Origin of the sequence: Croceibacterium aestuarii (assembly GCF_030657335.1) — a bacterium.
GTDB classification, from domain to species: domain Bacteria; phylum Pseudomonadota; class Alphaproteobacteria; order Sphingomonadales; family Sphingomonadaceae; genus Croceibacterium_B; species Croceibacterium_B aestuarii.
The window spans coordinates 554,518-576,785 of the sequence record NZ_CP131039.1 but is presented as its reverse complement, the minus strand read 5'-3'; the positions used below and the strand labels follow the sequence as shown (position 1 = coordinate 576,785).

At 66.6% G+C, this 22,268-nt stretch carries 26 protein-coding genes and 1 tRNA gene; 5 read left to right on the top strand and 22 right to left on the bottom strand.

Going from position 1 to position 22,268, the window contains the following annotated elements; translation table 11 throughout:
* Positions 1-41: 41 nt before the first annotated feature.
* Together Q7I88_RS02720 and Q7I88_RS02715 are read left to right on the top strand one after the other, a co-directional pair.
* Positions 42-1,253 carry a DUF445 domain-containing protein gene (locus Q7I88_RS02720; RefSeq protein ID WP_305097502.1) on the top strand — a complete coding sequence of 404 codons (1,212 nt, stop codon included), beginning with the start codon at positions 42-44 and terminating at the stop codon, positions 1,251-1,253.
* Positions 1,250-1,789 (top strand): GNAT family N-acetyltransferase, encoded by a 540-nt coding sequence (locus tag Q7I88_RS02715; RefSeq protein ID WP_305097501.1) that lies wholly within the window; start codon positions 1,250-1,252, stop codon positions 1,787-1,789. The genes Q7I88_RS02720 and Q7I88_RS02715 overlap by 4 nt, the downstream gene beginning before the upstream one ends.
* Here the strand turns inward: Q7I88_RS02715 and Q7I88_RS02710 are convergent.
* Complete coding sequence (locus tag Q7I88_RS02710) at positions 1,786-2,706, bottom strand: hypothetical protein (protein ID WP_305097500.1); 921 nt, start codon at positions 2,704-2,706, stop codon at positions 1,786-1,788. The two genes, Q7I88_RS02715 and Q7I88_RS02710, sit on opposite strands and share 4 nt — an antisense overlap.
* 95 nt (positions 2,707-2,801) lie before the next feature.
* Positions 2,802-4,001, bottom strand: a complete 1,200-nt coding sequence (sucC, locus tag Q7I88_RS02705) for an ADP-forming succinate--CoA ligase subunit beta (protein ID WP_305097499.1) — start codon at positions 3,999-4,001, stop codon at positions 2,802-2,804.
* A gap of 106 nt (positions 4,002-4,107) precedes the next feature.
* Between sucC and Q7I88_RS02700 the strand changes: the two genes are divergently transcribed.
* Complete coding sequence (locus Q7I88_RS02700) at positions 4,108-4,890, top strand: 3'(2'),5'-bisphosphate nucleotidase CysQ (protein ID WP_305097498.1); 783 nt, start codon at positions 4,108-4,110, stop codon at positions 4,888-4,890.
* A 72-nt stretch (positions 4,891-4,962) separates the two neighbouring features.
* Here the strand turns inward: Q7I88_RS02700 and Q7I88_RS02695 are convergent, their stop codons facing one another.
* Complete coding sequence (locus Q7I88_RS02695; RefSeq protein ID WP_305097497.1) at positions 4,963-5,649, bottom strand: YiaD family glycine zipper/OmpA-like lipoprotein; 687 nt, start codon at positions 5,647-5,649, stop codon at positions 4,963-4,965.
* Between the two features lie 157 nt (positions 5,650-5,806).
* On the opposite strand from Q7I88_RS02695, the gene Q7I88_RS02690 reads away from it, so the two are divergent.
* Entirely contained in the window at positions 5,807-7,099 is a 1,293-nt protein-coding gene (locus Q7I88_RS02690) for a hemolysin family protein (protein ID WP_305097496.1), read from the top strand.
* Positions 7,100-7,147: 48 nt separating this feature from the next.
* Here Q7I88_RS02690 and Q7I88_RS02685 read toward each other — a convergent pair whose 3' ends face one another.
* Genes Q7I88_RS02685 through Q7I88_RS02645 form a run of 9 tightly spaced genes read right to left on the bottom strand, consistent with a single transcriptional unit; the run spans position 7,148 to position 14,880 of the window.
* Complete coding sequence (locus Q7I88_RS02685; protein ID WP_305097495.1) at positions 7,148-7,570, bottom strand: DUF3035 domain-containing protein; 423 nt, start codon at positions 7,568-7,570, stop codon at positions 7,148-7,150.
* Positions 7,570-8,118 carry a signal peptidase II gene (gene lspA / locus Q7I88_RS02680; RefSeq protein ID WP_305097494.1) on the bottom strand — a complete coding sequence of 183 codons (549 nt, stop codon included), beginning with the start codon at positions 8,116-8,118 and terminating at the stop codon, positions 7,570-7,572. Before lspA ends, Q7I88_RS02685 begins: the two co-directional genes overlap by 1 nt.
* Positions 8,115-11,009, bottom strand: coding sequence for an isoleucine--tRNA ligase (ileS, locus tag Q7I88_RS02675; RefSeq protein WP_305097493.1), 2,895 nt, complete (start codon positions 11,007-11,009; stop codon positions 8,115-8,117). Before ileS ends, lspA begins: the two co-directional genes overlap by 4 nt.
* A 14-nt stretch (positions 11,010-11,023) precedes the next feature.
* Positions 11,024-11,959 (bottom strand): bifunctional riboflavin kinase/FAD synthetase, encoded by a 936-nt coding sequence (locus Q7I88_RS02670; protein WP_305097492.1) that lies wholly within the window; start codon positions 11,957-11,959, stop codon positions 11,024-11,026.
* Complete coding sequence (locus tag Q7I88_RS02665; RefSeq protein ID WP_305097491.1) at positions 11,956-12,453, bottom strand: dihydrofolate reductase; 498 nt, start codon at positions 12,451-12,453, stop codon at positions 11,956-11,958. Before Q7I88_RS02665 ends, Q7I88_RS02670 begins: the two co-directional genes overlap by 4 nt.
* A complete protein-coding gene (locus Q7I88_RS02660; RefSeq protein ID WP_305097490.1) occupies positions 12,450-13,505 on the bottom strand; it encodes a 5-(carboxyamino)imidazole ribonucleotide synthase in 1,056 nt (351 codons plus the stop codon). The genes Q7I88_RS02665 and Q7I88_RS02660 overlap by 4 nt, the downstream gene beginning before the upstream one ends.
* Positions 13,502-13,987: a 5-(carboxyamino)imidazole ribonucleotide mutase gene (purE, locus tag Q7I88_RS02655; protein WP_305097489.1), complete on the bottom strand. Its 486-nt coding sequence runs from the start codon at positions 13,985-13,987 to the stop codon at positions 13,502-13,504. Before purE ends, Q7I88_RS02660 begins: the two co-directional genes overlap by 4 nt.
* A 1-nt stretch (position 13,988) precedes the next feature.
* A complete protein-coding gene (gene gpmA / locus Q7I88_RS02650; RefSeq protein WP_305097488.1) occupies positions 13,989-14,675 on the bottom strand; it encodes a 2,3-diphosphoglycerate-dependent phosphoglycerate mutase in 687 nt (228 codons plus the stop codon).
* A gap of 40 nt (positions 14,676-14,715) precedes the next feature.
* On the bottom strand, positions 14,716-14,880 hold the full coding sequence (locus tag Q7I88_RS02645) for a hypothetical protein (RefSeq protein WP_305097487.1): 165 nt from the start codon (positions 14,878-14,880) through the stop codon (positions 14,716-14,718).
* 78 nt (positions 14,881-14,958) lie between these two features.
* Here Q7I88_RS02645 and Q7I88_RS02640 point away from each other — a divergent pair.
* Positions 14,959-15,033 (top strand) — tRNA-Thr (locus Q7I88_RS02640).
* A 22-nt stretch (positions 15,034-15,055) separates the two neighbouring features.
* On the opposite strand, the gene Q7I88_RS02635 is transcribed toward Q7I88_RS02640, so the two are convergent.
* From Q7I88_RS02635 to Q7I88_RS02590, 10 genes are all read right to left on the bottom strand, one after another.
* Positions 15,056-15,706 carry a hypothetical protein gene (locus Q7I88_RS02635; protein ID WP_305097486.1) on the bottom strand — a complete coding sequence of 217 codons (651 nt, stop codon included), beginning with the start codon at positions 15,704-15,706 and terminating at the stop codon, positions 15,056-15,058.
* Between the two features lie 89 nt (positions 15,707-15,795).
* A complete protein-coding gene (locus Q7I88_RS02630) occupies positions 15,796-16,008 on the bottom strand; it encodes a hypothetical protein (RefSeq protein WP_305097485.1) in 213 nt (70 codons plus the stop codon).
* Between the two features lies 1 nt (position 16,009).
* Positions 16,010-16,420 (bottom strand): HK97-gp10 family putative phage morphogenesis protein, encoded by a 411-nt coding sequence (locus tag Q7I88_RS02625; protein ID WP_305097484.1) that lies wholly within the window; start codon positions 16,418-16,420, stop codon positions 16,010-16,012.
* Between the two features lie 2 nt (positions 16,421-16,422).
* Entirely contained in the window at positions 16,423-16,779 is a 357-nt protein-coding gene (locus Q7I88_RS02620) for a hypothetical protein (RefSeq protein WP_305097483.1), read from the bottom strand.
* Positions 16,779-17,840, bottom strand: a complete 1,062-nt coding sequence (locus Q7I88_RS02615; protein WP_305097482.1) for a phage portal protein — start codon at positions 17,838-17,840, stop codon at positions 16,779-16,781. Before Q7I88_RS02615 ends, Q7I88_RS02620 begins: the two co-directional genes overlap by 1 nt.
* A gap of 1 nt (position 17,841) precedes the next feature.
* Positions 17,842-18,357, bottom strand: coding sequence for a hypothetical protein (locus Q7I88_RS02610; RefSeq protein WP_305097481.1), 516 nt, complete (start codon positions 18,355-18,357; stop codon positions 17,842-17,844).
* Positions 18,354-18,965: an HK97 family phage prohead protease gene (locus Q7I88_RS02605; RefSeq protein WP_305097480.1), complete on the bottom strand. Its 612-nt coding sequence runs from the start codon at positions 18,963-18,965 to the stop codon at positions 18,354-18,356. Before Q7I88_RS02605 ends, Q7I88_RS02610 begins: the two co-directional genes overlap by 4 nt.
* Positions 18,965-20,203 (bottom strand): phage major capsid protein, encoded by a 1,239-nt coding sequence (locus tag Q7I88_RS02600; RefSeq protein WP_305097479.1) that lies wholly within the window; start codon positions 20,201-20,203, stop codon positions 18,965-18,967. Before Q7I88_RS02600 ends, Q7I88_RS02605 begins: the two co-directional genes overlap by 1 nt.
* Positions 20,196-20,507, bottom strand: coding sequence for an HNH endonuclease (locus Q7I88_RS02595; protein ID WP_305097478.1), 312 nt, complete (start codon positions 20,505-20,507; stop codon positions 20,196-20,198). The genes Q7I88_RS02600 and Q7I88_RS02595 overlap by 8 nt, the downstream gene beginning before the upstream one ends.
* Positions 20,498-22,081 (bottom strand): terminase large subunit domain-containing protein, encoded by a 1,584-nt coding sequence (locus Q7I88_RS02590; protein ID WP_305097477.1) that lies wholly within the window; start codon positions 22,079-22,081, stop codon positions 20,498-20,500. Before Q7I88_RS02590 ends, Q7I88_RS02595 begins: the two co-directional genes overlap by 10 nt.
* Positions 22,082-22,268: the final 187 nt, after the last annotated feature.

Here is a 22,268-nt window from a genome sequence, read left to right as displayed (position 1 = left end):
CTGTGAGCAAACCTCTCGTTCTTCCAGATCGGGCCCGGACCATGCGCCGCATCGCCACCGGCCTGCTGGTGTCGATGGCCGGGCTGTTTGCGCTGGCCCGGTCCATGCTCGAAACCCATCCTGCCTGGGGCTACGTCCTGGCCTTTTCCGAGGCGGCGATGGTCGGCGGCCTGGCAGACTGGTTCGCGGTGACCGCGCTGTTCCGCCGCCCGCTGGGCCTGCCGATCCCGCACACCGCGATCATCCCGGAAAACAAGGACCGCATCGCCGACACGATGGCGAACTTCCTGCGGACCAACTTCCTCACGCCCGTCGTCGTCGCCCGGCGGATGCGGGCGATGAATCTGGCGAAGGCCACCGGCGACTTTCTCTCCCGCCCAGCGAAGGGTGAGGGCTCCCGCATTCGCAGCGGAGCCGGGGGGATCCTCGCCGAAGTGCTCGAATCGCTCGATCCCGAGCGGCTCGGCGGGCAAGTCCGCGCCGGTCTGCTGCACCAGGTCGAAAAGCTCGAGGTTTCGCCGCTGCTCGGTCAGATGCTGGCCGGGGCGATTGCCGACAAGCGCCACCTGCCGCTGATCGACGCGCTGATCCGCTGGGCCGGTCTGACGCTCGAAGACAACGAGAACATGGTCCGCCAGATCATCCACGACAAGGCCAACTCGGTGGTGCGCTGGACCGGCCTCGACGAACGGCTGGCCAATTCGGTGCTCGACGGGCTTTACCGGCTGCTCGCCGAGGTGCTGGTGAACCCCGACCACCCCTTGCGAGGCAAGATCGAGGAGGGGCTCGAAAAGCTGGCGCACGACTTGCAGACCGATCCCGCCATGGGGGCGAAGGTCGAGGCGATGAAGAACGACCTGCTCGCCAATCCCGCGCTGGCGGCGTGGTGGATGGGGGTGTGGGAACGGTTGCGCACCGCGCTTATCGCCTCGGCCCGCAATCCGGGCGCGGGCGCGCTCGGCGGGCAACTGGCGGGCATGATCGGCGAGCTCGGCCAGGCCCTGCGCGAGGACGAGGCCCTGCAGGACCAGGTCAATCGCTTCGCTCGCCGCACCGCAGTCGGCGTCGCCACGCGCTACGGCGGACAGATCGTACAGCTGGTCTCGGAAACGGTGCGCCGCTGGGACGCGAAGACGGTGACCGGCCGGATCGAAGGAGCGGTGAGCCGCGACCTCCAGTTCATCCGCCTCAACGGCACCCTTGTCGGCGGCCTGGTGGGCGTCGTCATCCACCTCGTCTCGGAGTTCGTGTGAGTCAGCGGCCTTTGCTGACGACCGAGCGGCTCGAGCTGTGGAAGCCGCGCTTCGACGACATGCGCGCGGTTTACGAGCTTGTAACCCATCCCCGGACGGCGACGCATCTCGGCCCACCGCTGAGCTGGACTGACCACTACGCCCGCTTTCACCGCAACGCCGGCGGTTGGTACTTCCACGGTTACGGCAACTTCCTCGTCCGCGAGCGCGGACAATCGCGAGTGATCGGCAATATCGGGATTTTCCATTCCAACCGCGGGCTGGGCGACGATTTCGACCTGAACCCCGAGGCCGGCTGGATCATGGCCCACGACCATGTCGGAAAGGGCTATGCCAGCGAGGCCATGACCGCCATCCTCGCATGGTTCGATGCCGAACACGGTCCCCGGCGCATCGTCTGCATCGTCTCTCCGCAGAACGCGCCCTCGTTACGCATGGCGGAAAAATTCGGCTTTGTGCCGCTGCGCATGGCGAATATGCCAACCGACGGCGAACCGGTGCAGATTTTCGAGCGACTGCCCCGGGAGGCCATCTAGCGCCCGCGCCTGCCGCCCGGGAAGGGCGGGCCGAGCATTAGCGGGCTGCCGATCCATAATCCCGGCATCGCCTTTCCGCCCGGGTCCTTGGCGGGGGCGAAGTGCGCCTTGTCCAGCAGGGTCGAGCAGATCTTCTCGTTCACCGCCGCGTCCAGCGTCGCCCAGTGGATCTTGCAGTCCGTCGGCCTGCCTGAATCGTCGACCATCAGGCGGACCTGATTCGAGCCTGCAGTTAGTTTGGAGAAGTCGCCGAACGGCACTGTCCCCTGCGGCAGCCAGCCGATGCCGCCGCCATCAGGAACTGCCGGGGTCGAGCCCTTGCCCATTCGCGCCGGATCGAGACCCCAGGTCTTGGCCAGATCGTCGGCGCAGGCCTGCAGCGCGGCAACGGGAGCGCCGAGCGAGCCGGTGTCGATCTCGACCGGTGCGACCAGACCGCCGGCGATCTGCAGGCCGCTCAGGGCTTTGGCGGCGGCCTGTTCGGCCTCGCGGTCGTAGGGCGGTGGAATCGGTGGCGCGCCGGGCGCCGACGCCGCGATGGGTGCGATCGTCACCGGTCCGAGATTGAAGTAGTCGTTGCCGTCGGCCATTTCGGCACGGGCATAACGTGTCTTGCGCTCCCCTTGGCCTGGCGTGAAATTCCAGCCCAACTCGTCGGCGCTGCGATAGGTCCGCAAGCCCTTGCCGACCAGAACCAGCCGCATTGTCGGCCCTGGCTGGATGCGCTCGAAGGCCAGCGCCAGCGTGTTGCTATCGGCGCTGAAACTGCGCGATAGCCGGCAATAGTCTTCGCCGTAATCGAGCGCCCACTGGCTGGCCGGCTTGAACACCAAAGCTTCGTCCGCCGCCTGGGCCGGAGTCGCGGCGAGAAGCCCGGTTATGAATATCGTAAGCGTGGCAATCCGCCCGAAGCCCATGCGAATACTCCCCCTCTTCCCGGCGCGAGACTATTGTCCGAGCGCGCGGGGTCAAGCGGGCAGTTTGTCGCAAATCTTCGCTGGCGAAGCCGGCTTCAGGCTGCCTGCTTGACCTCGGCGACAATCTTGCGGGCAGCATCGCCGAGGTCTTCTGCGGGGATGATGGGCAGCCCGGACTCGGCGAGGATGGCCTTGCCCTGCGCGACGTTGGTGCCCTCGAGACGCACCACCAGGGGCACGTCGAGCTCGACTTCCCTGGCCGCGGCGACAATGCCCTCGGCGATCGTGTCGCAGCGCATGATGCCGCCGAAGATGTTGACCAGGATGCCCTTCACCGCCGGGTCCGAAAGGATGATCTTGAACGCCGCGGTGACCTTTTCCTTCGAGGCGCCTCCGCCGACGTCGAGGAAGTTTGCCGGAAAGGCTCCGTTGAGCTTGATGATGTCCATCGTCGCCATGGCGAGGCCGGCACCGTTGACCATGCAGCCGATGTTGCCGTCGAGCTTGATGTAGGCGAGGTCGTACTTCGACGCCTCGATCTCCATCGGGTCTTCCTCGGTCTCGTCGCGCATGGCTTCCACGTCCTTGTGGCGGAACAGCGCGTTCGAATCGAAGCTCATCTTGGTGTCGAGCACCAGCAGACCGCCCTGCTCGGTCTCGACCAGCGGGTTGATCTCGAGCATCGAACAATCGAGCGCGACGAAGGCCTCGTACAACTGCTTTGCCAGCTTCTGCGCTGCCTTGGCCGTGTCGCCCTTCAGCTTGAGCGCGAAGGCGACGCTGCGCCCGTGATGCGGCATGAAGCCGGTCGCGGGATCGATGGTGATGGTGGTGATCTTGTCGGGCGTCTCGTGCGCCACATCCTCGATGCTCATGCCGCCCTCGGTCGAAACGACCATGGCGATACGTCCGCTGGCCCGGTCGACCAGAAGCGCAAGGTAATATTCGTGGGCGATGTCGACACCGTCCGTCACGTAGAGGCGATTGACCTGCTTGCCGGCCGGGCCGGTTTGCACAGTCACCAGCGTATTGCCCAGCATCTCCCTGGCATCCGTCTCCACGTCCGCGACGCTCTTGGCCAGACGCACGCCGCCCTTGGCCTCGGGGCCGAGTTCCTTGAACTTGCCCTTGCCGCGCCCGCCGGCGTGGATCTGCGCCTTCACCACGTAGAGGGGGCCGGGAAGCTGCTTCGCAGCCGCGACCGCTTCCTCGACGCTCATCGCCGGATAACCGGTGGGCACGGCGATACCGAACTTCGCCAGCAGTTCCTTGGCCTGGTATTCGTGGATGTTCATCGAGGGGTATGTCCTGACGTCTTGGGGAGAGAGGATAATCCGCGGGCGCGCCTAAGCATGGATTGCCGCGCTTGAAAAGACCGCCGCGGCGCTTCACAGCGCCCGAGTGATCGATCGGGCGCGCCTGGAAGAGATTTGCCGCGAGGCCGGGCGTATCGCCATGCGCCAGTGGCCGGGCGCGGGCCACGCCCTCGAATCGTGGGAAAAAAGCCCGGGCAGCCCCGTCTGTGCCGCCGATCTCGAGGTCGACGGCTTCCTCAAGCGCGAATTGCGCGCCCTGTTGCCTTCGGCCGGCTGGCTGAGCGAGGAAACGGTCGACCATCCCGAGCGGCTCGAGAAGGGCCTGTGCTGGCTGGTCGACCCGATCGACGGCACGCGCGACTTTATCCGCGGGCGCAGCGGCTGGGCAATCTCGGTCGCGCTGGTCAGCGAAGGGCGGCCGCTTATCGGCCTGCTCGAGGCTCCGGCGCGCGGCGAATCGTGGAGTGCGACGGCGGGACAGGGCGCGCTGCGCAATTCCCAGCGCCTGCACACGAGCACGCGCAAAGAACTGCCGGGCGCCCGCGTGCCCGCCGATCACCTTCCCGGTCCAGACAAGGACCTGGTGATGGTCGACAAGCCCAATTCGATCGCCTTGCGCGTGGCCATGGTCGCGGCGGGCGAAGCAGATTTGGTGGCGACTTTGCGTTGGGGTTTCGAATGGGATGTCGCCGCCGCAGCGCTGATCGCGCGCGAGGCCGGGGCGGCGGTATCCGACGCCTTCGGTCACCGCCTGGCCTACAACAAGCGCGACCCGCGCGCCTTCGGCCTGCTGGTCAGCGCCCCGGCAATCCACGCCGCGGCAGTCGAGCGGCTCGCCGAGCGCGCGGCGAAATTTTCCCGGTCTTGAACGCGGATGGGGCCGGCCCCGCTAAGGACCGGCCCCACTCCACTCGCTGAGCGGAATCCTGTCTGAGGCCGATTACTGGCCCGCTGCAGCCCGTGCTTCGGCTTCGGTGAAGGGGATCACCTTGATTTCGACGCGGCGGTTGAGCGGCTCGTTGACGCCGTCGCCGGTCTGCACCTTGAGCTGGGTCTCGCCGAACCCCTGCCAGCGGATCCGAGCGGAGGAAACGCCGCGGCTGGTCAGATAGTTGGCAACGGCCTGCGCCCGGCGTTCGGACAAGGCCTGGTTGGACGAGGCCGACCCGACGGTATCGGTGTGGCCGTACACGTCGATCACGCTGTTGGGGTATTGCACCAGATTGGACGCGACCTGGTCGAGGGTGGCCTGAAACGAAGGACTGATTGTCGAACTGCCGGTCGCGAAAGTCACGTCGGGAAGGTTGACGAGGAAGGCATTACCGTTGTCGACGGGGGTCACGTCGACCCCGCTGCCGGCGGTGTTTTCCTTCAGCTCCTTGATCTGCTGGTCCATCTTATAACCGACATACCCGCCGGCCGCGCCGCCGGCGACCGCGCCGGCGATACGGGCCGTCTTGCCGCCGATCAGGCCGCCGAGAAGGTAGCCGCCAAGCGCGCCGCCGAGGCCGCCGATGGCGGTGCGCGAAATCTTCTGCTGGCCGGTGTTCGGATCGGTGACGCAGGCGGAGGTGCCGAGCAGCGCGACAGACGCGGCGCCGGCGATGAGTATGCGTTTGATCTGCATGGTGTAGGCATCCTTGCTGGGAAAGACTTGGTCGGTGCGCGGCGCACGGCGATGTGATCGCCGTATGCCGTCTACAGCCCCACAAACGCCCCGGCGCCCGACGCGTTCCTTCGCGGTGCTTCGCGCCGGGCCACAAATCTGCTAGCGGCGGCCGGCAATGTCTCCCTTTCCCTGGTTCGACCTGGCCATCCTTGCCGGACTCATCCTGCTCAACGGCGTCTTCGCGATGTCGGAGCTGGCAATCGTCTCCGCTCGGACCGCGCGGCTCAAGATGCTGGCCGACAAGGGCAGCGGCTCGGCCAGGACCGTCCTGTCGCTGGCCGGGGACCCAGGCAAGTTCCTTTCGACGGTCCAAGTCGGCATAACGCTGATCGGGATCGTCGCCGGCGCATATTCCGGATCGACGCTCGGCGGGCCGACCGGCGAACGGCTCGAATTGCTCGGCCTGGCCCCGGATACTGCGCAAACTGCCGGGTTCGCCCTCGTCATCGCGCTGACCACCTATCTGAGCCTGGTGATCGGCGAGCTGGTGCCCAAGCAGCTGGCGCTGCGCAAGGCGCTGCCGATCGCATTGGTCATGGCCCGGCCGATGGCGTTGCTGGCGCGCGCCGCGGCGCCCGTTGTGTGGCTGCTCGACACCTCGTCGGGCCTGATCATGCGGCTCATCGGGGTGCGCCACCGCGGCGAGCACGGGCTGAGCGCGGACGAGATTCACATGATCTTCGCCGAGGCGACGCGATCCGGCGTGATCGAGGAAGGCGAACGGGCAATCCTCTCGGGCATCATGCGGCTGACCGATCGCACGGTGCGCGAACTGATGACCCCGCGGACGGAGATCGACTGGCTCGACATGGGCGCGGACAAGGACGAAATCGCCGAAACCATCGCCGAATCGCCCCACTCGCTGCTGCCGGTGGCCGACGGTTCGGTCGACAAAGTGCTCGGCGTGGTCAAAGTGCGCGAGGTCCTGGCCGAGCTCGTTGCGGGCAAGCCCGTCTATCTCGACCGGCTGATGCGCAAGGCCGAAGTCGTTCCCGACCAGCTCGATGCCATGGATGCGCTGCGTATCCTGCAGAGCTCGGGTCTCGGCATGGCGATGGTGCATGACGAATACGGCCATCTCGATGGCATCGTCACCCCGGCCGACCTGCTCAACGCGATGGCCGGCACCTTCGCCAGCCACCAGGACGAAGGCGACGAGCCCGACCTGGTCCAGCGCGACGACGGGTCGCTACTGGTCTCCGGCGCGATGTCGGCCGATGCGCTGGCCGAACGTCTCGGCATCGATCTGCCCCAGTCGCGCGAATTCGCCACCGCGGCGGGCTACGTGCTGTTCATGCTCAAGCATCTGCCGGCGGTGGGCGAACACTTCAGCGACCAGGGGTGGCGCTTCGAGGTGGTCGATCTCGACGGGCGCAAGATCGACAAATTGCTGGTGAACGAGGAGTAGTCTTTCGTTTGATGCCCGTCCGGATGGGCGGGCGTAACGACAAGACGCCTAGCTCGGAATAACCGCTTGCGCCGCTTCGCCATCGCCTTCGGGGGCGGCGACGATGGCTTGCGTCGTGGTGCCCTTGTCGACGGTGAAGGTGCCCGGGTCACCCACGGAGGAGCGGATGCCGGGATCGGCCTGGCCGGCGCGGTCGAGGGCGCTGGTTTCGACCGCGCTGCGCGGGGCGGTGCCGCCGAACAGCGCCTCGAGCGCCTGCTGAGCGGCGGTGCCTTCGGCCGGACGCGGGGCGCCGGGCTGCGGGGGTTCGAGGGCGAAGTCGGGGGGAATGACCAGCGGCGCCTGGCGTTGCACGGCGAATTCGTCAGGCCGGTCGCGACCGAGAATGCCGCCGCCGCCGCAGCCCGAAAGCAGGGCGGCCAGACCAGTAACGGGGCCGGCGATCAGGGCGAAACGGGTCGAAATGCGCATCAATGGGTCTCCGCGGCGCCTGGCGCCGGTTCGGTCTCTGGGGGGCTCTGCTCGGGCGAGGGTTTCTCGCGCATGAACAGCGAGCGGGCAAGCACTATCAGCACCCCGATGGTGATGGCCGCGTCGGCAATGTTGAAGATCAGGAAGGGGCGAAACTCCCCGAAATGCAAGTCGGCGTAGTCGAGAACGTAGTTGTAGCTGGTGCGGTCGCGGATGTTGCCGAGTGCGCCGCCCAGTACGAGCGCCAGCGCGACGATGTCGCCCATCTTGCGCTCGCGCAGGATCCACACCGCAACACCCAGCGCGATCGCTCCGGTCACCGCGATCAGCGCAAGCTGCATTTCGGTCGAACGCGCGGTGAACATCCCCAGGGAGACGCCGTAGTTGTGCGTCCGGGTCAGCGCGAAGAACGACAGCAGTTCGACCCGGTCTCCGATGTCGCGCAAGTGAAAATGCGCGACGACGAACCACTTGACCCACTGGTCGAGGGCGAAGACCCCTGCAGCGAGGGCGAAGCCGGCGATGCGGCGTTTGACGATCGTGTTCATGCCGCGGCGTCCATTTCTTCGACCACGTCTGCGCAGCGATCGCACAGCGCGCCGTCCTCGTTCACCTCGGGCAGCAGGCGCCAGCAGCGGCCGCACTTGTGGTTGTCGGTGCGGCCGGCGGCAAGCGCCGAACCGCGGGTGACCGGGCCGCTGATGAAAAGCTCGGCGAGGTCGTCGTCGGAGAAGCCGGGGGGCACGGCGTCGGCGGGCACGGTGACGCTGGCCTCGAGCCCGGAGCGCACGATCTTCTCGCGGCGCAGCGGCTCGATCGCTTCGGTGACCTGCTCGCGCAGGCCGCGCAGGGCCTCCCAGCGCGCCGCGTCGGCGTGGGCAGCGGGCACGTCCGGCCATTCCAGCAAATGCACGCTGCCGCCCTCGGGATAGCGCGTGCCCCACACCTCTTCGCCGGTGAACACCAGCACCGGCGCGGCGTAGCGGACCAGCGCGTGGAACAGCGTGTCGAGCACCGTGCGGCAGGCGCGGCGGCGCGTGTCGCCGGGCGCGTCGCAATAGAGGCTGTCCTTGCGGATATCGAAATAGAAGGCGCTGAGATCCTCGTTGCAGAAATCGACCAGCGCACGGACGTAGGTGTTGAAGTCGAAGTCGGCGGTCGCCCGCTTCAGGGTCGCATCGAGTTCGCCGAGCAGCGAAAGGACGTAGCGCTCCAGCTCGGGCATTTCGCCCACCGGCAGGCGCTCGCTTTCGTCGAAGCCTTCGAGCGCGCCGAGCAGATAGCGGAAGGTGTTGCGCAGCTTGCGGTACTGGTCGGCGACGCCCTTGAGGATCTCTTCGCCGATCCGGTGGTCCTCGGTGTAGTCGACGGAGAGCGCCCAGAGCCGAATGATGTCCGCGCCGTACTGCTCCATGACCTTGTTGGGATCGACCGTGTTGCCGAGGCTCTTCGACATCTTGCGGCCGTCGCTCGACATAGTGAAGCCGTGGGTTAGCACCGCTTGGTAGGGCGCGCGGCCGCGCGTGCCGCAGCTTTCGAGCAGGCTCGACTGGAACCAGCCGCGGTGCTGGTCGCTGCCCTCGAGATAGAGATCTGCCGGCCATTGCAGCTCGGGCCAGCGGCCGGATTCGAGCACGAAGGCGTGGGTCGAACCCGAATCGAACCAGACGTCGAGAATGTCGGTCACCCGCTCGAAGTCTTCGACGTCGTACTCGGGGCCGAGAATCGCCTGCGCGTATTCCTCGTCCCACCCGTCGACGCCGTGGGTGCGGATGCTCTGGACGATGCGCGCGTTGACCGCCGGATCGACCAGATACTCGCCGCTCTTGCGGTTGACGAACAGGGTGATCGGCACACCCCAGGCGCGCTGGCGGCTCAGCACCCAGTCGGGCCGCCCTTCGACCATGCTGCCGATGCGGTTGCGGCCCTTGGCGGGCACGAAGCGGGTTGCCGCGATGGCGCCCAGCGCCAGTTCGCGAAGGGTGGGCGAACCGGCAGTCGCCGCCTCGTCGATCGTGTCGTCGCCGCCCTCGCTCTCCAAGCGCTGCTCGGCGGTGGAGATCGCGGGCAGGTGGCCGAGCGGCCGGTCCATCGGCACGAACCACTGCGGCGTGCAGCGGAAGATGACCTTGGCCTTGCTGCGCCACGAGTGCGGGTAGGAGTGTTGGTAATCCGCGCTCGCCGCGAGCAGCGCGCCGGCTGAGCGCAAGTCCGAGCAGATCGGCCCGTCGGGCGCGTTGAACTTGGGGTTGATGACCGAACCCTGCCCGCCGAGCCAGGCCCAATCCTCGCGGTACTTCCCGTCGCCCTCGACCGCGAAGACCGGGTTGATCCCGTTGGACTTGCACAGCTCGAAGTCGTCCTCGCCATGGTCGGGTGCCATGTGGACGAGGCCGGTGCCTTGCTCATTGTCTACGAATTCGGCCTTCAAAACGGGCCTGAGCTCAGCGAAGAAGCCGCCAAGCTCGTGCATAGGATGACGGACTCTCATCCCTTCGAAATCTTTCGAAGAGAGCAATGAAGTCTCACCGATTTCAGGACTGTCGACGAGGGCTTGGTCAAAGGGATGCGAGCCATGCTGTAGCCGCTCGATGAAATCAGAGCCGATCTGATTGCTCTTTTCCATCACAAGACGCCTGCCGCCAAATTCGAAGACGCGATATGAGAGGGTGCTGCCGTAGGCGATCGCCTGATTGACAGGTATTGTCCAAGGCGTCGTTGTCCAAATCACGAGACTAGCGCCGATTAATTCCGGTGCGTTCGGAGCTTCGACGATCTCGAACGCCACGTCGATCTGGGTCGAGACGATGTCCTCGTACTCGACCTCGGCCTCGGCCAGCGCGGTCTTTTCGACCGGGCTCCACATCACCGGCTTGGCGCCGCGGTAGAGCTGGCCACTCTCGGCGAACTTGAGGAGCTCGGCGACGATCGTCGCTTCGCTCTCGAACTGCATCGTCAGGTAGGGATTGTCCCAGTCGCCGCCGATGCCCAAACGCTTCAGCTGTTCGCGCTGCACGTCCACCCAGTGCTGCGCATAGGCGCGGCATTCGGCGCGGAATTCCTTGCGCGGGACCTCGTCCTTGTTCTTCTTCGCCTTGCGGTACTGCTCCTCGACCTTCCACTCGATGGGAAGGCCGTGGCAGTCCCACCCGGGCACGTAGGGCGCATCCTTACCGAGCAGGGTCTGCGTGCGCACGACCATGTCCTTGAGCACGTGGTTGAGCGCGTGGCCGATGTGCATGTCGCCGTTGGCGTAGGGCGGGCCGTCATGCAGGATGAACTTCTCGCGCCCTTCGCGGCTCTCGCGGATCTGCCGGTACAGCCCCTCGGATTCCCAGCGCGCGGCCATGCCCGGTTCCTTCTGCGGAAGGCCGGCTTTCATCGGGAAATCGGTCTTCGGCAGGAAGACCGTCGGTCGGTAGTCGCGCTGTTCGCTCATGGCACTCTGAAAGGTCAGTTCGCGGCGGCGCTTAGGAGTTTCCTCGCCCGCTCGCAATCCTCGGCCATCTGCGCCGTAAGCGCGTCGAGACCGTCGAAGGCCATTTCCGGGCGCAGGAAGTGATGCAGGGCCACCTCCACCTCCTGTCCGTAGAGATCGCCCGCGAAGTCGAAGAAATAGGGTTCGAGCAGTTCCCTGGGCGGATCGAACATCGGCCGCACGCCGATGTTGGCGGCACCCTGCAGCACCTCGCCCGTCGGCAGGGTTCCGAGGACGGCGTAGATGCCGAAGCGCGGGCGCAGGTAGGCGCCAAGTTCCATGTTGGCGGTGGGATAGCCGATGGCGCGCCCGCGCTTGTCGCCGTGGATCACTTCGCCGCGGATGGCGAAGGGGCGGGTCAGCAACCGCGCCGCCTCGCCGCACTCGCCGGCCTTGAGCGCGTCGCGGATGCGGCTGGAGGAAACCGGGCGGCCGCCGTCCATCACCGGGCCGACTGCCCGCGTTTCGATGCCGACAGCCGCGCCCCGTTCGCGCAGCACGCCGATGTTGCCGCCGCGGCCCTTGCCGAAGGTGAAGTCTTCCCCCGTGACGACGCCGGCCGCGCCGATGCGCTCGCCCAGCAGCTTCTCGACGAAGTCCTCCGCGCTGGTATTCGCCAGCGCCGCATCGAAGTGGAACACCAGCATCGCATCGGCCCTGGCGGCGGCGAACAGCTCCTGCCGCTGGTCGAGGCTGGTGAGGCGAAACGGCGGGACGTGCGGCGCGAAGTGGCGCACCGGGTGCGGATCGAAGGTGGCGACGATCGCCGGCCGGCCTTCGCCTTTCGCCCAGTCCACCGCCTCGCGCACCACCGCCTGGTGGCCCAGGTGGAAACCGTCGAAGTTGCCGAGCGCCACTATCGCGCCGCGCAGGGCATCCGGCACCGACCGGCGATGGTCGAGGCGGGTCATCTGCGCCTGAACGTCACGAAGCTGTGTGCGGGCCAGCTTTCGTCGGCCGGACGGCGTTCGCGGGCGATCTCGATCCAGTCCTCGCTCGGATAGTCCATGACCAGTTCGCCCGCGGTATTCTCGTGGACCTCGGTCAGCTCGAAGCGGGTAGCGTGCGGTTCGAACAGCCTGAAGATGTCGACGCCGCCGATCACCGAGACATCGCCCGGGCCGGCCATTTCGAGCGCCTCGCTCACGCTGTGCGCGACCTCCGCGCCCTCGGCGGACCACTTGGGGTCGCGAGTCAGCACGATGTGGCGGCGGCCGGGCAGCAGCTTTGGCAGGCTGTCGAAGGTCTTTCGCCCCATGATCATCGGCGTGCCCTTGGTGTGGGCGACAAACCGTTGCAGGTCCTCGCGGATGCGCCAGGGCACGTCCCCGTCCTTGGCGATGGTCCCGTCGTCGGCGCGGGCGACGACGAAGACGATCTCGCGCTCCGGCGTTTCGCCGCTCACGCCCAGACCCGCGTCACATGGCCCATCTTGCGCCCCTCTCGCGCCTCGCTCTTGCCGTACAGATGCAGATGCATCCCGGGGGTACCGAGAAGCTCGTTCGCGCGGTTCACGTCGTTGCCGATCAGGTTGGTCATTTGGACATTCGGCAACACCAGCGCGGTGTCCCCGAGCGGCAGACCGCAGATCGCCCGCACGTGATTCTCGAACTGCGAGGTGACTGCACCCTCGATTGTCCAGTGCCCGGAATTGTGCACCCTCGGGGCCATCTCGTTGAACACCGGGCCGTGTTCGGTGGCGAAAAATTCGCAGCTCAGAACCCCGACGTAGCCGAGCGCTGCGGCGATCCGTTCCGCCAGCGCGCGCGCCGCCGGGATTTGCGCGGCGATGACGGAGGCGGGGGGAAGGCACGAAGTGGCGAGAATTCCGTCGTTGTGGACGTTCTGTGCGCTGTCCCAGAAGCGCACTTCGCCGTCCTGTCCGCGCACCAGGATGACCGAAAATTCGGCGGCGAAGCGCACGAATCCCTCGTAGATCAGACTCGATGAAGGCAAGCGCAGCGCCTCCGCCTCGCGCTCGCTGTCGATGCGCCACTGGCCCTTGCCGTCGTAACCGTCGCGGCGGGTCTTGAGGATGCCGGGCGCGCCGATCCGGCCGACCGCGGTCATCAGGTCGTCCAGCGAATCGACTTGCGCATAAGGGGCGGGCCGCCCGCCCTGGTCTTCGGCGAAAGCCTTCTCGTGCAGCCGGTCCTGAGCGATTTCGAGTGCGCGTGCCGATGGGAACAGCTTGTCTGCCGGGATCGTCCGCGCGGCGCCAAGCGGCACGTTCTCGAACTCGTAGGTGACGACGTCGCACTCCTCGGCGAACCGAGCGAGGGCATTGCGGTCGGCCCATGGGGCGGAGGTGAACTCGGCACAGACGTCGGCCGCGCCGCTGTCGGCGTTGGGATCGAAAGTGTGGCACCGATAACCAAGCTGGGCCGCGGCCATGGTCAGCATACGGCCGAGCTGGCCGCCGCCGAGGATGCCGATGGTGCCGCCAGCTGCGATCATCGGCCTTGCGGAACCTCGCCGACAGACGCGCTTCGCGCCGCGCGCCAGTCCTGCAGGCGCTGCGACAACGCCTCGTCGCCGAGTGCCAGGATCGAGGCTGCGAAGATGCCGGCATTGGTCGCGCCGGCCTCGCCGATCGCCAGCGTGCCGGTCGGCACACCCGCCGGCATCTGCACGATGGAAAGCAAGCTATCCATGCCCGACAGCGCTTTCGATTGCACCGGCACGCCGAGCACCGGCAGGTGGGTCAACGCGCTGAGCATGCCCGGCAGGTGTGCCGCGCCGCCCGCCCCCGCGATGATGACCTGGAAGCCTTCGTCGCCCGCCCCCTTGCCGAATGCGTACATTCTTTCCGGCGTGCGGTGGGCCGAGACGATCCGCGCTTCGTACGCCACGCCGAGCTCGTCCAGCACCTTGGCGGCGCATTCCATGGTCGGCCAGTCGGACTGGCTGCCCATCACGATCGCGACTGGTGCTCCCATCCTAGATGTCCTTGAGGTAGCGCCGCTCGCCCGGCGTCATGCTGTCGTCGAACCGGTAGACGATCGGCTCGCCGGTGGGAATCTCCAGCCCGGTGATGTCGTCGTCGGAGATGTTCGACAAGTGCTTGACCAGAGCGCGCAGCGAATTGCCGTGTGCCGAGATCAGCACCGTCTCGCCGCGGGCAAGCACCGGGAGGATATCGCTCTCCCAGTAGGGGAGCACCCGCTCGATGGTAAGCTTGAGGCTCTCGGTGGTGGGAATCGGAATTCCGGCATACCGCTCGTCGCCGGCGAGGTCGAACGCGCTGCCGGCTTCTAGTTCGGGCGGTGGGGTATCGAAGCTGCGGCGCCAGATCTTGACCTGCTCTGCGCCGTGCTTCTCGGCGGTTTCGGCCTTGTTGAGCCCGGTCAGCCCGCCATAGTGGCGCTCGTTGAGACGCCAGTCTTTGGTCTCGGGGATCCACAGCCGCCCGCAAGCCTCGAGGGCGAGGTGCAGGGTCTTTATGGCGCGCGTCTGGACAGAGGTGAACGAGACGGTTGGCAGCACGCCTTTCTGCGCCAGCAGTTGGCCCGCGGCGATTGCCTCGCCCACGCCCTTCTCGGTCAGGTCGACGTCCCACCAGCCGGTGAAACGGTTTTCCAGGTTCCACTGGCTCTGGCCGTGGCGGACGAGAATGAGGGTCGGCAAGGAAACGCGCTCCTAGGGGTAAATCAGGGAGCGCTACGCCCTAGCTATCGTCGCCCTCTTTGGGAAGGCCGTCTTCGCCGGTTTCGCGCGAGTCGAGGGTACGCGAATCCAGAGCGCGAGTTTGAGCCTTGCGGCGGCGCAGGTTCTCCCTCAGCTTGGCCGCGAGGCGTTCTTCGCGCGTTGACTTGTCGTCTTGCCCGGTCATGGTGATAGCCGGTTGCCGCAGCGCCGCGCGCTTGACAAGAGCGCGGGTCCGGCTAAGGCGCGCGGCTTCCGAACGAGTGCTGCTGTAGCTCAGTGGTAGAGCGCACCCTTGGTAAGGGTGAGGCCGGGAGTTCAATCCTCCCCAGCAGCACCATTATTTCAAAGACTTATGCCGGTCACCGGCGGCGCGTGTCGAATTTGTCTCGAATACGCGCGAGGCGATCACGCCACCCCTTTAGGGGCGGTTGGCGGTCGGGATCGATTCGGCGCCCTATCCGATCGGGCCATGTTTTCAGTACCTTCGTCGCGAGCCCGTTCTTATCCAGCCGCGTCAACACCGCCGCGCCTCCGATGCTGTAATGGCCAAATTGCGGGCCACGATCGCGCCGCTGCGCGTCGATCAGTCGCTCCCCGTCGCTCTCCGGCTCCCACTGTCCCGGGTCGCAGAAATCGATTCGCCGGAGCGCTAGGTCGTCCGGATCGAATTCCGTTATGTGCATTGACCGTTTCTTCAATTCATAGGGACGTTGGTCGAGCGGGAACAGTGCGTTGTCATTCCCGATCGTGAAGCCGAGCGCCAGGTTTCGAGCATGGTCGAACGCAGCCACGACAGCCGCCATAGAGCCCGCTTCATTCCTGGCTTTAAGCGTCATTTCGGTGACGCGAAACGCCTCCGGGAAGCGGTCGAGAAAGTCCCGCAGCGACGCCGGCACGAGTGTCATGATATGCTCGCCAAGGTCGCTCGGCTCTATCCGTCCGGTGACCGCGACAGCGGCGACAGCGCGGCCATCGACAAACACCGGAATCACCTTGCAATGAAAGCTCACGACGCGCCCCGTCCTGGACCCAATGCAAGCGGTGTCAGTTAGCAAAAATGCGGCGCGCGCGCGCGACTGCACGATCAAGTTGCAAGCGCTCACCGTGTCAGCCTCGAACCCAATCGGCGCGGCTTGATCGCAGTTTCGTTGGTCGCTGGCTTTGGAGCCGAGGGGCCCAGCCCCAGGAGGTCGACACCAGCTTTCAGGCCAGCGATAGTAATGGCGGCGCTCAGGGCCTGCCCGATACCAGGGATGACGTTGACCGCGATTGCGGCACCCACGGTGAGAATCTCGCCCAGCGTTTTGGACATTTCAATCCTCTCCCGTCACGCGGCGCACCCGCGACCTGGCATGGTCGCCGATAACCTTTCGCACCTTCTTTGCCGCCGGTCGCATGAACGGCCTTTCGGCAATCGCAACAGTCCCGAATTCGAGCGGAGCCGCATGTGGCGCGGTCGCTTTCGACACAGCCTTGTACGGCCCGACGCGCTCGGCACGAACGGAATCGGCCAGCGCTCCCGTGTCGGTTCGCGGCGGTTGCCCGGGCGCCGAGGGGGTGTGTTTCCCCGCGCTGACACTCCCGGCGCCGATCAGGCGCTTGGCCTCGGCGGCGTGCGCCTTAGCCGCGTCCAGTACCATCTCGCTCGCCTCGTCGGGCACCTTCGCGGCGAGCGTCCTGAGCCGCTTCAGGTGCTTGTCCGCACCCTTGAACTTCATCGGCATTGCTATGTCTCCCGTGCTCGACAAATCCAATGACTTGCCGCGGCGTCGAGCTCGGCCGCGTACAGGCTGAAGGTTGCACCCCGCACCGTCACCTGCATGTCGGTGGTCACGTCTCCGATGCCTTGTGCGAGAATGATGAGCCGCACGTCGCCTTCCGCAAAGCCGGACGCTTCCCGCATGGCCTCGCTGGCCTGGTCGACCTGCGCCTTGATCGCGGTATCGCCTCCGCTGTAGCCAATGACGTTGCCGAGCTCGTCGTAGATCGGCTCGCCAGTCCCGGCGTGCAACGTCGCATCGAGGTAGAGCCCCGACAGCGCGGCCGAAAAGATCGCGGCAATGTCGGTATCGAGCAATCCCATCAATCGGCCCAATCGATGAAACTCAGCGCATCTTCGACGGCCTGAGGGTCCAGGCCCGCCTCTTTCGCCTGAGTTAGAGCGGTGACCATAGCGCCGAAGGCCCGGGCACGTCCGCCCGCATCGAACGCCTGGGCGGGCCGCACCACGTCGATCGTCACCGCGCTGGCGAGCTTCGCGCTCGCCTCTTCGGCCATGAGCTGTGCGATCGGCTGCAGTACCCACTGCGCAAGGTGCCGCTGGGCTTCGCGCACGAGCGGCCCCTGGGCGTTCGTGGCGAACATGGCCGGCAGGACGCCGAACGCGGCGAAGATCGCCGCACGCGCCTCAGCGAGCGATTGCACGGCCTGCGAGCCCTGCAGGTCCGGCGTCACCTGTTGCGGTTTCCAGTCCTGTTGTGGCACCGGCCCGCCCGCTGCCGACACGTTGACCGATTCGCGTAACAGCACCCGCCCACGGCGGCGGCGGAACCCATGCCCCATCGTCTCGAGGTCGACGTCGCCACTTTCCGGGAATGGCACTACCTGGGAGCCTAGAGGCGCGTTCTCGTACACTTCGGCCAGCGCGCTTTCGAGCGTGTGCAACAGGCCGGCAGTGAGCTGCGCGCGGCGAAGCGGTGCCTGCCCCGTCCAGGGCGCGCCGGGGTCGGGAGCAACCCTGAAATGCATCACCTCGCCAGCGAGCACGGTTTCGGAGCGGCCGCCGCCGATCTCGGGGACCGATACGCGGTAGGCGCGAGGAACGCTGTTGCGGGTCGACAAATCCCAATCGATGATAGGAATGAGTCGATCGCGACTGAGGAACAGCGCTTCGCCGCGCAGCGCCAGCGCGCGGGCAGCGATAGCCATATCGTGCCGCGTCAGCAGGTCCGTCCCTTTGACGTCGGCAAGCGCAAGCCCGCCTTCCCACAAGCTGACGCAGGTTTGCACCGTGGCGGTAAGATCGCCCAGGCCCAGCCGGCCGGCGATGTACGCCTCCCGCGCGGCCATGATTTGCGACGTGTACCCGGTGCCCGACGCGGAGCGGGTTTCCTGCCCGCCGAAGATCCTTTGCAGCAACCCCATGTCAGGCCCTCCGGTAGGGGCGCAGCAGGTCCGCCGCGCCGCTGTTGACCATCGCCATGCCGAGCGCGCGATCCTCGAGCCGGAACGATAGCGAAATGTCGCCGCTGGCGATCCGGGTGACGCCCGGCGGTGGGGCTCCCGTTTCGTCGAGCTTGGCGACGAACGCGGCGTAGCGCCGCACTGCCTCGGCAACGGCCTCAGGCACCGGCCCTGCGCCAACCTGGGCTGTCACGGTCACTTGGCCGCAAGGGAGCACCCAGCCGCCCATAGCGCCCGCCTCAGGCGCGGCGGCGGCTTCCTCGCCTTCCTGGGCCGTAAGCGAGACGATCGGCGCGAGCGGCGCGCGCCATTCGCAGCCGTCACTATCCACGCGCCAGACAACCTCGCGCTCGGCGAAGCGGTACGCGATGTAGTGCTCGACGCGCTGCCACGCGATCGCCAGCGCATCGCCGGTGACGCCTTCGACGGCAGGCCATTCATCGGGCGCGACCTCGGTTTGCTTCAGGGTCAGGCTCATGCGCGCCACCTCGCCATCGCCTGGAAATGCCGCGCCGCGCCCTGTTCGGCCGTCGGGTTGAAGGCGCGCAGATCGGCCTCGGTTTCAAGGTACGCCGGGCGGGTCACCATACTCAGTTCGAACAGAACGGCAGCAAAGATCGTGCGAATGAGCGCGTTGCCCTTGGCCGGGGGTTCGTCGGTCGTTTCCTCGGGCTTCGTCACGGCCTCGGGCGGCGCCACGCGAAAGCCGGGCGAGATACCGCCGATCAGGCCGGCAGCGTAGGCAGCCATGAAGTCCTGGGCCCAGCTCGTGCGCTGAATGTCCTGTGTCAGCACGGCCTCGAACGCGAGCGCGTCATCGCCATCGCGCAAAGCCAGCGTGCCAGCCTTCCGACTGGCGAGCGGCCGATCGAACGAATGGCCGATCAGCAGGTGAATGTCCCGCGTCTCGTCTTCCACTGCGAAGGAGAAAGCCTTCGACGCGAACTGCTCTTTCTTCGGCCGGCGCCCGTTGCCGCCCGAATCGATGACGGCGCGCTTCTTGTACGGGAAACGGCCTGAGAGCCGCCGGGTGCCATCCCCAACGGCTCTCAGTTCCAATCCGGCATCGAAGACCGGCGCTTCCATTAGGCCACCGGGCCAATGCCGGTAAGGATACGCGCCTGCAGCCCCCTCGGCACCGTGAAGTCGGCAGTCACCAGGCCGGTGAGCACAAGCGAGCCGCTGGCCGCCTTCGTGTACGGGTCGCGGATCAGGTCGACGCCGCCATAGAGGCCCAGATAGCCCGGCGCGATACCCTGGACGTTGGCCGTCATGATCGCGGTTTCGTCGGGGATGACGTTGGAAATGGCAGGCGTGCCGACGTGCTTCGTAAGCCGGTCCCATTCGGTCACCGCAGTCGAGCCGATGTAGGCCGCGTCGAGCTCGGCCCAGATCGTCGGATCGAACGCGAGGTTGACCTGGCTTGCCGACGTGATCGCGTTCGCCTCCATGAAGGCGACGACGGCGGCGCGGAACGCTGCCCAGGTCGCTTCGGCATCCACGGCCGTGCTCGCAATGCCATAGGTGGCAGCGCCGGGGATCATGCCCAGCGGCTCGCCAGAGGCGCCAGAGCCGTTCACCACTACGCGGTCAAGCTCGGTCCCGATCGCGGCGTTCAGATCGCGCCGAATGGCCGCCTCGAGGCCTTCGCCTGCCTGCTTGAGCGCCTTGCGCGAGATAATCATCTGCGCACCGCCGGTTTGATCGGGGCTCAGGCTGCGCTCGCTGGTCTGGTACTCCGACGCAGCGCCCACGTTACCAAGCTCGGTCGTCTGCCATCCGAACACGGCGCCCGCGGTGGCAACCGGGAAGGCCAGTTCGCCCGACGCGATGTTGATGCGCTCCACGCCGATCTTTTCGGCAACGCTGCCCGGGAAAATGCGATCGATGATCGGGCGGATCGTCTTCTGGTTGATTTGGTCGGCCGCAACCGTCTCCCCGGCGCGGGTTTCGAGCGCGGCATATGGCACCGGAATGCCCTGGTATCCGCCCTTAGAGCGCATTTCCTCGACGATTTCGGCCGTCGCGCCGTCGAGCTTGCGCCCTTCGTCTATCGCTAGCGCCACCTGGCGCAATTCGAACCGCTGCAGCAGCTCTGCGTATTCCTTGTCATCGCGCGTCTCGAGCTCTTCGCCGGCCTCCCGGCGCTCGCTGTCCTCGGCGATCAGCGCGGCGCGGTAGCGCGTCTCATTCGCGCGGTACTCGGCGTCGAGCGTTTCCATCGAACGGGTTTCGTCTTCGGTCGGGCTTTCCTTGCCGACCAGCTCCGACAGGGAGCTGCGAATTTCCGACTGGCGCCGGGCGATCTTTACACTTTCAAGCATGGCAGTTCCTTTCCGGCGCAACCAGGTCGCGCCACTTTTGACGTTCGGGTGAGAGTTCAGGGGTTCCGACCTCGCGCCGGGTTTTCAGGGTGTGGCAGCGAGGGCAGAGGCATTGCAGGTTCGACAAGTCGAACGCGCGTTCCGGTGCGGAGCGCACCGGCTCCCGATGATCGACCTCGAGCCGCCCGCGCGCTCCGCACTGGACACAGGCCCAGCCGTCGCGCCGCTTCGCAGCGAGGCGCAGTGCCGGCCATCGCTTGTCGCGATAGACCCAGCGGCCGAAGCGTTCGAACCTCAGGCCCATAGCGTCCTCGCCGGTTTCTGCGCCGGGCGCGCCAGCATCCGGGCGCCTTGCGCCACTGCGAGCACTGAGGCCGCCGCGGCGTCGATCCTGCCCAGCGAGCGGCCCTTGGCGAGCTTCGCATTCCCGGCCGGGTCAATCAGTGTGATCGCGTCCGCGAACGCGGAGCGCAGCAACAGCGAGGGCCGGGTCTTGACCTGCCCATCGAATAGCGCCCGGCGGAACCGCTCAATATCCTCGCTGCCGTCTTTCCAGCCGAACCCGCGCCAGATGAACGGCGCGCGCAAGCGCGCCTGGTTGATCGCCTCAGCGAACTCCGCGTGCCGGAATCGGTCGCCCACGATGCAGGCAACAGGCGCGCCGTCGAGCAACCTGACAATCTCGGCGAGCCACGGCCCCGGCGGCACCGTGTTCTCTCCCAGCGTGGACAACTCGCCCCGTTCCTTCATCTCGACGTAGCGGCCCGCCACGCCATCGGCCGCGCCGCGATCGGCTAGCGTCGGATTGCCGGGGAAGGTGCCGACGGCCTCGAGCCTCCCCGTCTTCGGCCAGTAGAACGCGGCCGCGGACATGGACCGCGAGCCGCCCAGATCGACGCCCAGCACGCATTCACCTTCGCGCGCCGGCAGCTCGTCAGGCGCGACCTCGGCCGCAAGCCATTCGTCGACGGTGACCAGGACCGATCGATCCTCGGTTGAGACTCGCTCGTTGCGGTTCAGGTTGCGGAAGCTGGACAGCGCGGAGCCGCCGCGGGCGATTGCGCGCCGGGCCTGCGCCTGCAGCCATTCCGGGCTCGCGCCGATGCCTTCCACCGCGCCGGGGTTGGCGATCAGCAGGCTTTCCAGATCGTCGGCCGGCAGTCCGAACGGCGGCCGGTGCTCCTGGACGTAGGTTCCGGGCGGGGGTTCATCGAGCCACTTGGAAAAGGTGTTCGTGTCGTTCGGCGCCGACGTCGAGATGATAAGCGCCCTGCCGCCGCGCTTGCCCAGGCCCGACAGGATCGCATTTTCGAGCGTGTCGCCTTTCTCGCGCTCCCATGCCGCGCGTTCGTCGAGGATCGCCAGCGTAGGGGCACCGCCCAGGATCGATCGGCCATCGGCCGCGATGCAGCGAGCGAGCCCGCCGCCGTTGCCCATGAACTCGACCTCCAACCGGGAGCCGCGCCGAACCTGGAACTTCTCGCGCTTCGCTTTCGGCAGGCTGTCCACGAAACCGACCAGGAAGTTGAATGCGATCTTGGCCTGGTCGCGATTGCGGGCTGCCATGAGGATTTCCCGCTTGGGCTGCTTATCCCACACGCCCATGACGCTGCCGAGCGCGATGCCGGCGGCCAGCGCGGTCTTCGCGTTGCCGCGGCCGATCGAAAGCACCGCCACCATGTTTTCCGGGTCCAGCGCGCCGCGAACGAACTTCTTCTGGAACTCCGCCAGCTTGAGTTTCTGTCCGGCTTTCGGTCCCTCAGGGATCTTCAGCGTCTGCAGGAAGCGGATTGCCGCCTCAGTCATCGCCGCCATTCCCGGGATTTTTCGGGAGAGAGAAAGGAACAGCCCGCTCCGCGAACCCTCCCCGTTGGGCATCGCCCGGCATTGGGACCAGATTGAAAGGTGTGCACCCAGCGCTGATGTTCTTCGCAAAACGAAGATCGCGCGGCGGGCTGGGTGCACGTCCATACCGACCCGCGCGAGCCGGCAGGAGAGGAAGGGGTGTGCGCCCGGCCGATGGTGCAACTCGCCAGCCGGGCGCACTGTCACGCCGGGTGAACGC

Bases quoted from the DNA above. Each gene is read 5' to 3' on its own strand.
- Q7I88_RS02720 (WP_305097502.1), top strand. From the start codon at position 42: ATGCGCCGCATCGCCACCGGCCTGCTGGTGTCGATGGCCGGGCTGTTT.
- Q7I88_RS02710 (WP_305097500.1), bottom strand. From the start codon at position 2,706: ATGGGCTTCGGGCGGATTGCCACGCTTACGATATTCATAACCGGGCTT.
- sucC (WP_305097499.1), bottom strand. From the start codon at position 4,001: ATGAACATCCACGAATACCAGGCCAAGGAACTGCTGGCGAAGTTCGGT.
- Q7I88_RS02695 (WP_305097497.1), bottom strand. From the start codon at position 5,649: ATGCAGATCAAACGCATACTCATCGCCGGCGCCGCGTCTGTCGCGCTG.
- Q7I88_RS02690 (WP_305097496.1), top strand. From the start codon at position 5,807: ATGTCTCCCTTTCCCTGGTTCGACCTGGCCATCCTTGCCGGACTCATC.
- Q7I88_RS02685 (WP_305097495.1), bottom strand. From the start codon at position 7,570: ATGCGCATTTCGACCCGTTTCGCCCTGATCGCCGGCCCCGTTACTGGT.
- lspA (WP_305097494.1), bottom strand. From the start codon at position 8,118: ATGAACACGATCGTCAAACGCCGCATCGCCGGCTTCGCCCTCGCTGCA.
- ileS (WP_305097493.1), bottom strand. From the start codon at position 11,009: ATGAGCGAACAGCGCGACTACCGACCGACGGTCTTCCTGCCGAAGACC.
- Q7I88_RS02670 (WP_305097492.1), bottom strand. From the start codon at position 11,959: ATGACCCGCCTCGACCATCGCCGGTCGGTGCCGGATGCCCTGCGCGGC.
- Q7I88_RS02660 (WP_305097490.1), bottom strand. From the start codon at position 13,505: ATGATCGCAGCTGGCGGCACCATCGGCATCCTCGGCGGCGGCCAGCTC.
- purE (WP_305097489.1), bottom strand. From the start codon at position 13,987: ATGGGAGCACCAGTCGCGATCGTGATGGGCAGCCAGTCCGACTGGCCG.
- Q7I88_RS02645 (WP_305097487.1), bottom strand. From the start codon at position 14,880: ATGACCGGGCAAGACGACAAGTCAACGCGCGAAGAACGCCTCGCGGCC.
- Q7I88_RS02630 (WP_305097485.1), bottom strand. From the start codon at position 16,008: ATGTCCAAAACGCTGGGCGAGATTCTCACCGTGGGTGCCGCAATCGCG.
- Q7I88_RS02625 (WP_305097484.1), bottom strand. From the start codon at position 16,420: ATGCCGATGAAGTTCAAGGGTGCGGACAAGCACCTGAAGCGGCTCAGG.
- Q7I88_RS02620 (WP_305097483.1), bottom strand. From the start codon at position 16,779: ATGGGATTGCTCGATACCGACATTGCCGCGATCTTTTCGGCCGCGCTG.
- Q7I88_RS02615 (WP_305097482.1), bottom strand. From the start codon at position 17,840: ATGGGGTTGCTGCAAAGGATCTTCGGCGGGCAGGAAACCCGCTCCGCG.
- Q7I88_RS02610 (WP_305097481.1), bottom strand. From the start codon at position 18,357: ATGAGCCTGACCCTGAAGCAAACCGAGGTCGCGCCCGATGAATGGCCT.
- Q7I88_RS02605 (WP_305097480.1), bottom strand. From the start codon at position 18,965: ATGGAAGCGCCGGTCTTCGATGCCGGATTGGAACTGAGAGCCGTTGGG.
- Q7I88_RS02600 (WP_305097479.1), bottom strand. From the start codon at position 20,203: ATGCTTGAAAGTGTAAAGATCGCCCGGCGCCAGTCGGAAATTCGCAGC.
- Q7I88_RS02595 (WP_305097478.1), bottom strand. From the start codon at position 20,507: ATGGGCCTGAGGTTCGAACGCTTCGGCCGCTGGGTCTATCGCGACAAG.
- Q7I88_RS02590 (WP_305097477.1), bottom strand. From the start codon at position 22,081: ATGCCCAACGGGGAGGGTTCGCGGAGCGGGCTGTTCCTTTCTCTCTCC.